This window comes from Brucella sp. MAB-22 (assembly GCF_025908475.1).
GTDB classification, from domain to species: domain Bacteria; phylum Pseudomonadota; class Alphaproteobacteria; order Rhizobiales; family Rhizobiaceae; genus Brucella; species Brucella anthropi.
This window is the reverse complement of sequence record NZ_CP109782.1, coordinates 34,477-46,854: the sequence shown is the minus strand read 5'-3', so window position 1 is coordinate 46,854 and position 12,378 is coordinate 34,477. Positions and strand designations below refer to the sequence as shown.

Here is a 12,378-nt window from a genome sequence, read left to right as displayed (position 1 = left end):
AGAACCTGCGGAATGCATTTCAAAAATAACTTAAACAGAAAATTGAAAACCTTGTTTTTCGGACAAGATTAAGTCCAAATCCTAGTATATTTCCCGCGAAAACCAAGAAGAAATTTTCAACTCGCTATATTTTATTATTTGCTTTCGTTCGGATGAGGCCCCTATGTCGTTCTTTCGGAAATACGTCGATTGGTCCTTTACTTACGCCCGGATGGCCGGGCTGGGACTGCTCGTCGGCTCAAGCGTCATGGGCGGTTATCTGTACACGCTGCAATATAAGGGCAACGTCCACACCATCATCGACGGACAGGCCTATCGCTCGAACCAGCCTGATCCTGCGCGCATCGCATCCTTGCAGAAGCTTTATGGCATCAAAACCATCATCAATCTGCGCGGCCCGGAGCCGGGCTCGAAATGGTATGATGAAGAGATCGCAACAGCGAAAACGCTCGGCATCAAGCATGCCGATTTCGAAATGTCGTCAAGGCGGGAGCTGTCCCCGGCACAGACCAGACAGCTAATCGCCCTGATGCAGAATGCAGAAAAGCCGGTGCTCATCCATTGCAAATCCGGCGCCGACCGCACCGGTCTCGCTGCAGCGCTCTATGTGGCAGCCGTCGCGAAGGGTAGCGAAGGCAAGGCCGAGCGGCAGATGTCCATCGCCTACGGACATTTCGGTTTTCCGCTCAGCCCGACCTACGCGATGGAAAAGACCTTCGAAGCCATCGAGGCGGAACTCGGCTATACCGGTTCCTGACGGTTTTCAGCTCCACAAATGCAAAACGCCGGGGATAACCCCGGCGTTCTTTATTCTAACCACGACAATCTTATTCGAGGCCGACGATCTTGCCATCATCCCACTTGAAGATGTCGAAGCTTGGCGAGCTAAGGTCGCCGTTTGCGCCATAGGTCAGCGTGCCAATAGCGGTTTCGATAGGCTTGCCATCATGCAGAGCCTTGGCGACGGCAGCAGAATCATCGGTCGAATCGGCGCGTTCGATGCCGGCCTTGATGACTTCCACAGCGGCATAGGCGTTCATGGTGAAGGCTTCAGCCGGGATACCCTTGGCCTTGAGCGCTTCGATAGCATCCTTGGAAGCCGGGTTCTTGGTGGCGTCCTTGGCGTTGGTGAAGAGCGTGCCCTGTGCGTTGGTGCCGCCGATTGCCCAATATTCGGTGTTGGACAGACCTTCGCCGCCGAGCACCAGTGCCTGCATGCCAGCGTCATGCAGCTGACGGGACAGGAGGCCGCCTTCGGCATGGTAGCCGCCGAAATAGACGACGTCAGTGCCAGCAGACTTGAGCTTGGTGACGAGCGCGCTGAAATCCTTGTCGCCCGGCGTGACCGAATCGTAATGGACTTCCGTGATGCCGCCCTTGTTGATCGCCGCCTTGAAAGCGTCGGCCAGACCCTTGCCATAGGCACCCTTGTCATGGATCACGGCGACCTTCTTGTCCTTGAAGTTCTTCAGGACATAATCGGCCATGACTTCAGCCTGCTGGTCGTCGCGACCGCAGGTGCGGAACACGTTTTCCAGATTGCGCGCGGTCAGATCCGGGCCGGTGGCGGTCGGGGTGACCATCAGTACACCGTTTTCCGAGAAGACGTCGGAAACAGGGATGGCGACGCCGGTCGTGACCGGGCCGACGACGAACTTGATGCCGTCGCCAACGATCTGGTTGGCGGCGGAAACGCCCTGCTTCGGTTCACCGGCATCGTCGGCAAACTTCAGAACGACTTTCTCGCCCTTGATGCCGCCAGCCTTGTTGATGACTTCAACGGCGGTTTCCGCGCCCTTCTTCACCTGGTCACCGAAAGCAGCGACAGGGCCCGTCAGCGGTGCAACGACGCCGATGGTGATGTCTGCATAAGCGGCGCTGGCAAAGCCGAGTGTAGCTGCGAAAGCCACGCTGGACAGAAGTTTCAGGTTCATTCTTTTTCTCCTTTGTAGGGCAGCGTCCTCCGACGGCCCCGAGACAACCCTTGCCGGTCAAATCTCAGCGCATCTGCGCTGCCGAATTGCCGGGCCCTCCCTTTTGTTCATCACATGATCTCAAAGGGTCAATCCAAAAGCACGCCGCACCGCCGCCTCGAAGAGGTCAGAGCCATAATATTATCCGAAATTGCATCTGCCCTTTCGGAATCATGCTCCGGAACGGGAGCGAGCTTTCATGATGTAATAAGAATGCATTTCCGGCTTCCGATTGCAAGGGGCCAAGTGCCCGCAACTACAACGAAAATCGGCTCCTCCCAAATGTTCAGTTCCCTCCCTTCCATGATGGTGATTTCTTCGCAAAAAAGGCCGCGATTCCCTCCGCGGCCTCTGGCGTTTCCCATGTATCGGCAAGACGGGTCAGCGTCATTTCGATGACGGTTTCGTCTATCGGCGCGCCCAGCGCATGAACCAGCCTCTTGGAGGCGGCAACCGCTGCAGGCGCGGTGGCAAAATAGGGTTTGATCTCCGCCTCCACCGCCGCATCGAGACGTTCCGCCTCGACCACGTCATGCACCAGCCCGATCCGCCGTGCTTCCTCGGCATCGAACAGTCGCGCCGAAGTGAATGTGCGCAGCGCATTCGCCTGACCGATGCGCGCTACCACATAAGGGCTGATGGTGGCCGGTATCAGGCCGAGCTTCGTCTCCGTCAGCCCGAAGCGCGCGCCGGAAACGCTGATCGCAGCATCGCAGACGCTGATGAGGCCGACACCGCCGCCATAGGCCTGCCCGTTGATGCGCCCGATCAGCGGTTTTGGCAAATCGCGCAATGCTTTCAGCATGAGGGCGAGCTTGCGCGCTTCTTCAATGCGCTGCGCGCGTGTGGCTTTCACCTGCTCCTGCATCCATCCCAGATCACCGCCTGCACAAAAACTGGTGCCATTGCCGGTCAGGACCACGAGGCGCACGGCGTCATCATCCGCCAGATGCAGCGTCGCCGTCAGAAGCTCATCGATCATCCGACCGGATAGCGCATTATGCTGCTCTGGACGGTTGAGCGTCAGTGTCGCAACGCCGCGTTGGTCTATCGCAATCTGGATGGTGTCAAACGCCTTCATGCGGCTTTGTCCTGACGCAGCGCCTGCGCGAACAAGGCCGCCGACTTTAGCTTGTCCAGATTGAGGCCGGTTTCAAAACCCAATCCATGCAGCATTTCGACGACGGAAACCGTATCGACATTGCCCTTGGCGCCCGGCGCGAAAGGACAGCCGCCGAGCCCACCAACCGAAGCATCGAATACGCGCAAGCCCTTCTCCAGACTGACGCGGATATTGTCGAGGGCCCGCCCGCCCGTGTCGTGATAGTGGCCGGCAAGGCTGTGCGCAGGCGCAATGGCCAGAACGGCATCCAGCATGGCTGCCACCTTGTCCGGCGTGCCACGCCCGATCGTATCGCCGAGGCTTACTTCGTGACAGCCGAGCGAGAAGAGCTGTTCGGTCACATCGGCAACCGCTTGCGGGGCCACCGGCCCGTCATAGGGGCATTCCACGACGCAGCTCACATAGCCGCGAATGGCCAGACCATCATTGATCGCAGCACCGATGACCGGCGACAGCCGCTCGATGCTTTCAGCGATCGTGCAATTGATATTGGCTTTCGAAAAGCCTTCCGAGGCGGAAATGAAAACCGCAATCTCGTCAACATTTGCAGCGGCGGCAGCTTCATAGCCCTTCATGTTGGGCACCAGCACCGAATAGCGCACGCCATCAGCACGGCGAATCCCGGCCATAACCTCTGCGGCATCCGCCAGTTGCGGCACCCATTTCGGGCTAACGAAACTCGTTGCCTCGATGCGGGCATAGCCGCAATCGGACAGGCGGTCGATCAGCGCGATCTTGTCCGCTGTCGGCACAAACCGCTTTTCATTTTGCAGGCCATCACGCGCAGCCATTTCAACGATTTCTACGTGTTCAGCCATGTTCTTCCTCCAGTTCTACAAGAAGGATGCCTTCATTGACCTGATCGCCCGCTACAACAGTTACGGACGCAACCTTGCCGTCGCGCGGCGCGGTCAGTGACAGTTCCATCTTCATCGCTTCCATCGTTACCAGCGGATCGCCCTTGGCGACGCTCGCCCCCTCCACGACGGAAACCAGTCGTACCAGTCCCGGCATCGGTGACAGGATGCGGCTTTCGCTCGAAGCATCCTCTTCCGCGCCAACAGACTGCACATGATGAAATATGGTGTCGCGACCTTCGAGTTGCACCGTCACATCGTGTCCGATGCGCACGACGGACGCCTCCGACACGCAGCCATCAACAGCAAAGCGAACCAGCCCGTTTTCATGGAAACGGATTTCGATAGTGCCGAAAGCAAAGCCGAAATGCCTGTCACCCATGGTCGTGAAGCTGACCGTGTGGCGCTCGCCATGATGATCGATAAGGGCCGAGCGCGATGCCTCACCCCAAAGCCGGAACCCGCGCAGGCTCGACCATGGATCATCCTTTGCTGGCGCATCCAGAAGATCGAGCGCGCCGAGTGCAGCCAGCGCAAATGCGATATCCGAAGGCTGCTTATCGGCAAACAGTGTCGCCGTCTCGCGTGCGATCAGGCCGGTATCGACATCACCTGTACGGAAAGCTTTAAGATTGCAGAGCGCCGACAGGAACTGGCGATTGGTGACGAGGCCTGCAATGCGGGTCTTGTTTAGTGCCGCATCAAGTCGGTTCAGTGCCTCATCGCGCGTTGCGCCATGGGCGATGATCTTGGCGATCATCGGATCGTAGAACGGCGTGATCGTATCGCCGGTTCGCACACCGGAATCGACACGGGCATTCTCAGGCGGTGCAAATAGAGCAAGCTTGCCGGTTGCAGGCAGAAAATCCCGCGCCGGATCTTCCGCATAAAGCCTCGCCTCGAAAGCCCAGCCATCTATGGAAAGTTCATCCTGTCGTTTCGGCAAGACTTCGCCGGAAGCTACGCGCAATTGCCATTCGACCAGATCGAGGCCGGTAATCGCTTCCGTCACCGGATGCTCCACTTGCAGGCGGGTGTTCATTTCCATGAAGAAGAAGCGGTCCGGCCGCAGCCCTTCAGAAACATCGGCGATGAACTCCACCGTGCCCGCGCCGGAATAGCCAATGGCCAATGCGGCCTTCACCGCGGCCTCGCCCATGGCGGCGCGCATTTGCGGCGTCATGCCGGGCGCAGGTGCTTCCTCGATAACCTTCTGGTGGCGGCGCTGCAGCGAACAATCGCGCTCGAAGAGATGCACCGCATTGCCATGACTGTCGCCAAAGACCTGCACCTCGATATGGCGCGGCTTGGTCATGTATTTTTCGACCAGCACGGCACCATCGCCGAAAGAGGCTTCCGCCTCGCGGCGCGCGCTGTCCAGCGCCACTGCGAAATCCGCCGACTGATCGACGCGGCGCATGCCCTTGCCGCCACCACCTGCCCGCGCCTTGATGAGCACAGGATAGCCGATCCGGTCCGCTTCGCTTTTGAGGAAGGCTCCATTCTGATTGTCGCCGTGATAGCCCGGAACGACAGGTACACCTGCCTTTTCCATCAGTGCCTTGGCGGCATCCTTCAGCCCCATGGCGCGAATGGCTTTGGCCGATGGGCCGATGAATACAAGCCCGGCGGCTTCAACCGCATCCACGAAACCGGCATTTTCGGAGAGAAACCCATAACCTGGATGGATAGCCTCTGCGCCAGTTTCCTTCGCAGCCTCTATGATCGAACCGGCATTCAGATAGCTTTGCGCAGAAATGGCAGGGCCGACGCGCACCGCCTCGTCGGCCATCTCCACATGCAGCGCTTCGGCGTCGGCATCGGAATAGATCGCGACGGTGGCAATGCCAAGCTTGCGCGCCGTGCGAATGACCCGGCAGGCAATTTCTCCGCGATTGGCAATCAGTATTTTTTTAAACATCTGACGGCCCTTTTACATTCTAAACAAGCCGAAACGCGTCGGCTCGATGGGTGCGTTCAGCGTGGCGGAAAGCGACAGGCCAAGCACTTCGCGGCTCTTGCGCGGATCGACGATGCCGTCATCCCAAAGCCGGGCAGAGGCATAAAGCGGATGGCTCTGGCGCTCGAACATTTCGAGTGTGGGACGCTTGAACTCTGTTTCCTCGTCCGCCGACCACGTGCCGCCGGTGCGCTCGATCCCGTCGCGCTTGACGGTTGCCAGCACGCCTGCCGCCTGTTCGCCGCCCATCACCGCAATGCGGCTGTTCGGCCAGGTCCACAGGAAGCGCGGCGAATAGGCCCGCCCCGCCATGCCGTAGTTACCCGCACCATAGGAAGCGCCAATCAGCATGGTGATCTTGGGTACATTGGCCGTCGCCACCGCCGTCACCAGTTTGGCGCCATGTTTCGCAATGCCCTCGGCTTCATATTTGCGCCCGACCATGAAGCCGGTGATGTTCTGCAGAAACACCAGTGGAATGTTGCGCTGGCAGCAAAGCTCGATGAAATGCGCGCCCTTCAAGGCCGCTTCGGAGAACAGCACGCCGTTATTGGCGATAATCCCCACCGGCATGCCATAGACGCTGGCAAAACCGCAGACCAAAGTGGTGCCGTAGCGTGCCTTGAACTCATCGAAATCCGAACCATCGACCAGCCGCGTGATAACCTCGTGCACATCATAGGGAATGCGCGTATCGGCGGAAACGACGCCCAGAATTTCCTCCGGGTCATAAAGCGGTGCAGCACTATCGCCGCGCGGGATAAACTCACGCTTCTTACTGTTGAGATTGGCGGTAATGGCGCGCGCAATCTGCAATGCATGGGCGTCGTCATTGGCCAGATGGTCGGCCACGCCGGAAAGCCTTGTGTGCACGTCACCACCGCCGAGATCTTCCGCCGTCACCACTTCGCCGGTTGCAGCCTTCACCAGCGGCGGACCGGCCAGAAAGATCGTGCCCTGATTGCGCACGATCACCGTCTCGTCGCTCATGGCAGGCACGTAAGCACCGCCTGCCGTGCACGACCCCATGACCACGGCGACCTGCGGAATGCCTGCCGCCGACATCTGCGCCTGATTGTAGAAGATGCGCCCGAAATGGTCGCGGTCCGGGAACACCTCATCCTGATTGGGCAGATTGGCCCCGCCGGAATCGACCAGATAGATGCAGGGCAGACGGTTCTCGCCCGCGATTTCCTGCGCGCGCAGATGCTTCTTGACCGTGACCGGATAATAGGTGCCGCCCTTCACCGTCGCATCATTGCAGACGATCATGCAGTCCCGGCCCGATACGCGCCCGATGCCGGTGATGATGCCACCCGAAGGGGCCGCCCCGCCATACATGCCATGCGCTGCCGTCAGCCCCACTTCCAGAAAGGGCGCCCCCGGATCGAGCAATTGCGCCACGCGCTCGCGAGGAAGCAGTTTTCCACGCGAAACATGGCGTTCGCGCGCTTTCTCACCACCGCCATCAATCGCAATCCGCGAGGCTTCGCCCACCACGTCGATTGCCGCCAGCATGGCCTTGCGGTTAGCCACGAAGCTGGCGCTGCGCGTCGAGATTTCCGATTTCAGGACCGCCATCAACGGGTCTCCTGAAAGAGTTCCCGTCCGATCAGCATGCGCCGGATTTCCGACGTGCCCGCACCGATCTCATAGAGCTTCGCATCGCGCAAAAGACGGCCCGTCGGATAATCATTGATGTAGCCATTGCCGCCGAGAGACTGGATCGCCTGCAGTGCCATCTGCGTGGCATTTTCAGCCGTATAGAGAATGCAGCCCGCCGCATCCTTGCGCGATGTCTCACCCCGGTCGCAGGCCGCCGCCACGGCATAAGTGTAGGCGCGCGAGGCATTGAAGGTCACATACATGTCGGCAAGCTTGCCCTGCATCAACTGGAACTCGCCAATCGGTTGGTCGAACTGCTTGCGCTCATGGACATAGGGCACCACGACATCGAGACAGGCCGCCATGATGCCGAGCGGACCACCCGCCAGCACCACGCGCTCATAGTCGAGACCGGACATCAGCACATTGACGCCCTTGCCTTCCGTCCCGAGCAGGTTTTCGGTTGGCACTTCACAATCCTGAAACACCAGTTCGCAGGTGTTGGAACCGCGCATACCGAGCTTGTCGAGTTTCTGCGCGGTCGAGAACCCCTTGAAACCTTTTTCAACGATGAAGGCGCTGATGCCACGCGGCCCTGCTGCCGGATCGGTCTTGGCATAAACCACCAGCACATCGGCATCCGGGCCGTTGGTGATCCACATCTTGTTGCCGTTGAGAACGTAACGGTCGCCGCGTTTCTCGGCGGCAAGTTTCATCGAAACGACATCGGACCCCGCGCCCGGCTCGGACATGGCGAGCGCGCCGACATGCTCGCCGGAAATAAGTTTTGGCAGATATTTCGCGCGCTGCTCGGGAGAACCGTTTCGCTTGATCTGGTTGACGCAGAGATTGGAATGCGCGCCATAGCTGAGGCCGATGGAAGCGGAAGCGCGGCTGATTTCTTCCATCGCAATACAATGGGCGAGATAGCCCATGCCAGCGCCGCCATATTCTTCTGGCGCCGTAATGCCGAGTACGCCAAGCTCACCCAGTTCACGCCAGAGATGCATGGGAAATGCATTGTTGCGGTCGGTTTCAGCGGCCAGCGGCGCAATGCGGCTTTCCGCAAAACGGCGCACCGTATCGCGAAGGGCTTCGATCTCCTCGCCAAGACCGAAATTGATGCCCGATGCAAACATACTCGTCCTCCACAAGTTCTGCCCGGTATCCATCTTTTGCAAGACGGCTATGTTCCGGCCAGAGTGTCCCGTGGCGGCCAATTAGGCAATGGCTTTGCGTGGCGTTCTGTGGCTATTTATTACCGGATAACGAAATTTTGTTGCGCCCGTTACCCGGCAACTCCAAGCAATTGGAGGGTGATCAAATCAATCCTCATGAAGCACGGCAATGTCGCGATAAAGCTCCAGCGCTTCCGGGTTTGCCAGCGCCTCGCGATTCTTCACATCGCGCCCATGCACGATATCGCGCACGGCGAGCTCCACGATCTTTCCCGACTTGGTGCGCGGAATATCCGCAACCCCAACGATTTTCGCCGGAACGTGACGCGGCGTGGCACCAGTACGAATCTTGGTCTTGATGCGTGCCTTGAGATCGTCGTCCAGCGCCACACCTTCGGCGAGCCGCACGAACAGCACCACCCGCACGTCATTATCCCAATCCTGCCCGATGCAGAGCGCCTCGGCGATCTCCGGCATCTGTTCGACCTGATTGTAAATCTCCGCCGTACCGATACGCACGCCGCCGGGATTGAGCGTCGCATCCGAACGACCATGGATGACAATGCCATCATGCTCGGTCCATTCGGCAAAATCGCCATGGCACCAGATATTGTCGAAGCGCTCGAAATAGGCGGCCTGATATTTCGCGCCTTCAGGATCGTTCCAGAATTGCAGCGGCATGCAAGGGAATGCCCTGGTGCAGACCAACTCGCCTTTCTCACGGCGCACCGGCTTGCCGTCATCGTTCCAGACGTCGACGGCCATGCCAAGGCCCGCGCCCTGAATTTCGCCCAGCCAGACCGGCTCCGTCGGAACGCCCAGTACGAAGCAGGACACGATATCCGTACCGCCGGAAATGGACGCGAGATGCACGTCCGGCTTGATCGCTTCATAGACGAAGGCAAAGCCTTCCGGCGACAGCGGCGAGCCGGTCGAGGAGACAGTGCGCAGTGCCGAAAGATTATGTGTCTCGCCGGGCTTCAGACCGGCTTTCAACACCGCGTCGATGAATTTCGCCGAAGTGCCGAAATAGGTCATGCCCTCGGCGGCAGCATAGTCGAACAGCACATTGCCGTCGGGATAGAAGGGCGAACCGTCATAGAGCAGAAGTGTGGCGCCGGAGGCGATACCGGAAGCCAGCCAGTTCCACATCATCCACCCGCAGGTGGTGAAATAGAAGAAGCGATCACCGTCGCGAATATCCGCATGCAGGCGGTGTTCTTTCAGGTGCTGCAACAGCACACCGCCCGCGCGATGCACAATGCATTTCGGAATGCCCGTCGTGCCGGACGAAAACAGGATACAAAGCGGATGATCGAAGGGGAGCCGCGTGAACTCGACGTCTTTGGCCTTGAACGGTTCCAGAGCCGCATCAAGCGCAATGCCCTTTTCAGCGCGGTCAGCAACGGCTTCCGCTTCGCCGAGATAGGTGACAATGACCGCACGTTTCAGCCCCGGCAGCTTTGCCGTCACCTCAGCAACCTTGTCGGCAACTTCGATGCGCTTGCCATTGTACCAGTAGCCATCGCAGGCGAAGAAAAGCTTTGGTTCGATCTGGCCGAAGCGGTCGAGCACGCCCTGTATGCCAAAATCCGGCGAGCAGGACGACCAGACGGCACCGATGGACGAAGCGGCCAGCATCAAAGCCACTGCCTCCGGCATATTGGGCATCATGCCCGCCACGCGGTCGCCCGGCTGAACCCCTTCCGCCAGCATGAATTGCTGGAGTTTCGAGACCAGCGCGTGAAGATCATCCCAGCTCAGGCGGCGCTCGGTCTTGTCCTCACCGCGAAAGACGATGGCTTCCTCGCCCCCCTCATGGCGCAGCAGGTTTTCAGCGAAATTGAGCCGTGCCTCGGGGAAGAATTTTGCGTCACGCATATGGCCTTTATCGATAAGGGCCGTGCTGCCACGCTCGCCGATAACCTCGCAGAAATCCCACACAAGCTGCCAGAATCCGGCGCGATCCTCGACCGACCAGCGATGCAGCGCGGCATAATCCGGCAGGCTCAAGCCCGTGCGCTGTTCTGCGCGAATACGGAATTGCTCCAGATTGCTGGCGGCGATGCGCCCCGCATCCGGTTGCCATAGCGGATGGTCATGCGAAAACTGCGTGGGGACTGCGTTGGTGCTCATCATTCCTCCCAGAACCATGTGGAATTAGACCCTCTCCCGATCAACTCCGACACGAGTTTCTAAAAGAGAGTTTCCGATACGTCCATGCTTTTCCCGTGACTTGGCTATCAAAGGCTCATCCCTTGTGTTGCCCTGCACTCAATTGTGATTGCCGGACAGGCAGGCAGAACCTAGCCTGCACCTTGCTTTATGGGAAAGCGTAACATAACTACAGCCCGCGCCGCAGTGCATCCTGATGTCCTTCGGTGCAAACGAAATATCCAGTTCTCAGGGCGGGGCGAAACTCCCCACCGGCGGTAACGGACCAAGTGTCCGAAGCCCGCGAGCGCCTGACACGGCAGACGTGTCAGGGTCAGCAGATTCGGTGCAATTCCGAAGCCGACGGTCATAGTCCGGATGAGAGAGAACGAGGTTGGAATCATGCTCGGCTGGACGGCTTGCCGTCTTCGTCCTGCAGTCTTTCTTCCCGTACCCTGAGGTAACAGGCTTGCCAGAGCAAGTTCCGCCTGAAGCGGAACGCTCTGTCCATTTGTTTTGCCGCATTTATGCGACGTCAAATGTTTCCATTTGGCTGCAAAATGCTCCGAAGGAAGAAACCGTTGAGCCAACTTGCCTCTTCGCCAACTTTGAAACCGACCATACGCGGAGCAGCGCTGATGGTCGCGGCCTGTTCGGCCTATGCCGCCGTCAATGTCGCCACCCAATGGGCGGGAACGCGTACCGGTATTCCCTCCGTCATCATCGCCTTCTGGCAATATGTGATCGCGCTGGTGCTGACCTTGCCCCTGCTCATTCGCGACGGCACGAGAGCCTTGCGTACCAGGCATTTCGGTCTTCACGTCATGCGCGTCGCGCTGGCTGCCGCTGGCGTACAGGTCTGGATTTATGCGCTGACCCATGTGCCGATCTGGCAGGTGGTCGCGCTGTCCATGACATCGCCATTCTTCGTCATCCTGTGCGCACGGCTCTTTCTGCAGGAAAAGGTCACGCCGGCACGGCTGCTGACCACATTCACCGGATTTATTGGCGCGCTGATCATCATCGCACCCTGGTCGGATTCCTATACGGTCTATTCGCTCCTGCCGATTCTGGCCGCGGCGTTGTGGGCCGGCTATTCGGTGATGACCAAATATCTGACCCGTTTCGAAAAGCCCGCCAGCATTTCGGCCTATATGCTGGTACTGCTCACACCCATCAACGCGGCACTCTGGCTGGCATCCGGCTTAAGCATGTCCGCAATCACCGCGCCGGACGTCGAAATCTGGTCCATATTGATCGTCATCGGCGCATTCACAGCTCTCGCCCAATATTTCCAGACGGCAGCTTATTCGATAGCGGATGCGGTCTATCTGCAACCGTTCGATGACCTGAGACTGCCGATCAACGTGATCTTCGGCTGGATCGTGTTTGCAGCAGCGCCAAGCATCAACTTCTGGCCGGGAGCGGCCCTGATCATCGGCGCATCGCTCTATCTGATGCGGCAGGACAGCGGTACGTCGCGCACCGCCTGATCGATCCGGTGAGGATGCCTGCCTATCGGGAGACG

9 protein-coding genes and 1 riboswitch are annotated in these 12,378 nt (G+C 59.0%); of the genes, 2 read left to right on the top strand and 7 right to left on the bottom strand.

Annotated features, from left to right (window positions below; genetic code table 11):
- Window positions 1-163: 163 nt before the first annotated feature.
- A complete protein-coding gene (locus OHI65_RS09775; protein ID WP_011982279.1) occupies window positions 164-757 on the top strand; it encodes a tyrosine-protein phosphatase in 594 nt (197 codons plus the stop codon).
- Between the two features lie 70 nt (window positions 758-827).
- On the opposite strand, the gene OHI65_RS09770 is transcribed toward OHI65_RS09775, so the two are convergent.
- From OHI65_RS09770 to OHI65_RS09740, 7 genes are all read right to left on the bottom strand, one after another.
- Window positions 828-1,934, bottom strand: a complete 1,107-nt coding sequence (locus OHI65_RS09770) for a branched-chain amino acid ABC transporter substrate-binding protein (RefSeq protein ID WP_010657848.1) — start codon at window positions 1,932-1,934, stop codon at window positions 828-830.
- 325 nt (window positions 1,935-2,259) lie between these two features.
- Window positions 2,260-3,054 carry a crotonase/enoyl-CoA hydratase family protein gene (locus tag OHI65_RS09765; RefSeq protein ID WP_125300488.1) on the bottom strand — a complete coding sequence of 265 codons (795 nt, stop codon included), beginning with the start codon at window positions 3,052-3,054 and terminating at the stop codon, window positions 2,260-2,262.
- Window positions 3,051-3,914 (bottom strand): hydroxymethylglutaryl-CoA lyase, encoded by an 864-nt coding sequence (locus tag OHI65_RS09760; RefSeq protein WP_125300487.1) that lies wholly within the window; start codon window positions 3,912-3,914, stop codon window positions 3,051-3,053. Before OHI65_RS09760 ends, OHI65_RS09765 begins: the two co-directional genes overlap by 4 nt.
- Window positions 3,907-5,874, bottom strand: a complete 1,968-nt coding sequence (locus OHI65_RS09755; RefSeq protein WP_094514597.1) for an acetyl/propionyl/methylcrotonyl-CoA carboxylase subunit alpha — start codon at window positions 5,872-5,874, stop codon at window positions 3,907-3,909. The genes OHI65_RS09760 and OHI65_RS09755 overlap by 8 nt, the downstream gene beginning before the upstream one ends.
- A gap of 12 nt (window positions 5,875-5,886) precedes the next feature.
- A complete protein-coding gene (locus OHI65_RS09750; RefSeq protein ID WP_125300486.1) occupies window positions 5,887-7,494 on the bottom strand; it encodes a carboxyl transferase domain-containing protein in 1,608 nt (535 codons plus the stop codon).
- On the bottom strand, window positions 7,494-8,657 hold the full coding sequence (locus OHI65_RS09745) for an isovaleryl-CoA dehydrogenase (RefSeq protein WP_125300485.1): 1,164 nt from the start codon (window positions 8,655-8,657) through the stop codon (window positions 7,494-7,496). The genes OHI65_RS09750 and OHI65_RS09745 overlap by 1 nt, the downstream gene beginning before the upstream one ends.
- Window positions 8,658-8,843: 186 nt before the next feature.
- Window positions 8,844-10,832 carry an acetoacetate--CoA ligase gene (locus OHI65_RS09740; protein WP_125300484.1) on the bottom strand — a complete coding sequence of 663 codons (1,989 nt, stop codon included), beginning with the start codon at window positions 10,830-10,832 and terminating at the stop codon, window positions 8,844-8,846.
- A 259-nt stretch (window positions 10,833-11,091) separates the two neighbouring features.
- Window positions 11,092-11,244, top strand: a riboswitch (FMN riboswitch).
- 244 nt (window positions 11,245-11,488) lie between these two features.
- Between OHI65_RS09740 and OHI65_RS09735 the strand changes: the two genes are divergently transcribed.
- Window positions 11,489-12,343, top strand: coding sequence for a DMT family transporter (locus OHI65_RS09735; RefSeq protein WP_125300584.1), 855 nt, complete (start codon window positions 11,489-11,491; stop codon window positions 12,341-12,343).
- Window positions 12,344-12,378: the final 35 nt, after the last annotated feature.

Excerpts from the sequence above, each read along its gene's own strand:
- OHI65_RS09775 (WP_011982279.1), top strand. The coding sequence starts at position 164 with ATGTCGTTCTTTCGGAAATACGTCGATTGGTCCTTTACTTACGCCCGG.
- OHI65_RS09770 (WP_010657848.1), bottom strand. The coding sequence starts at position 1,934 with ATGAACCTGAAACTTCTGTCCAGCGTGGCTTTCGCAGCTACACTCGGC.
- OHI65_RS09765 (WP_125300488.1), bottom strand. The coding sequence starts at position 3,054 with ATGAAGGCGTTTGACACCATCCAGATTGCGATAGACCAACGCGGCGTT.
- OHI65_RS09760 (WP_125300487.1), bottom strand. The coding sequence starts at position 3,914 with ATGGCTGAACACGTAGAAATCGTTGAAATGGCTGCGCGTGATGGCCTG.
- OHI65_RS09755 (WP_094514597.1), bottom strand. The coding sequence starts at position 5,874 with ATGTTTAAAAAAATACTGATTGCCAATCGCGGAGAAATTGCCTGCCGG.
- OHI65_RS09750 (WP_125300486.1), bottom strand. The coding sequence starts at position 7,494 with ATGGCGGTCCTGAAATCGGAAATCTCGACGCGCAGCGCCAGCTTCGTG.
- OHI65_RS09745 (WP_125300485.1), bottom strand. The coding sequence starts at position 8,657 with ATGTTTGCATCGGGCATCAATTTCGGTCTTGGCGAGGAGATCGAAGCC.
- OHI65_RS09740 (WP_125300484.1), bottom strand. The coding sequence starts at position 10,832 with ATGAGCACCAACGCAGTCCCCACGCAGTTTTCGCATGACCATCCGCTA.
- OHI65_RS09735 (WP_125300584.1), top strand. The coding sequence starts at position 11,489 with ATGGTCGCGGCCTGTTCGGCCTATGCCGCCGTCAATGTCGCCACCCAA.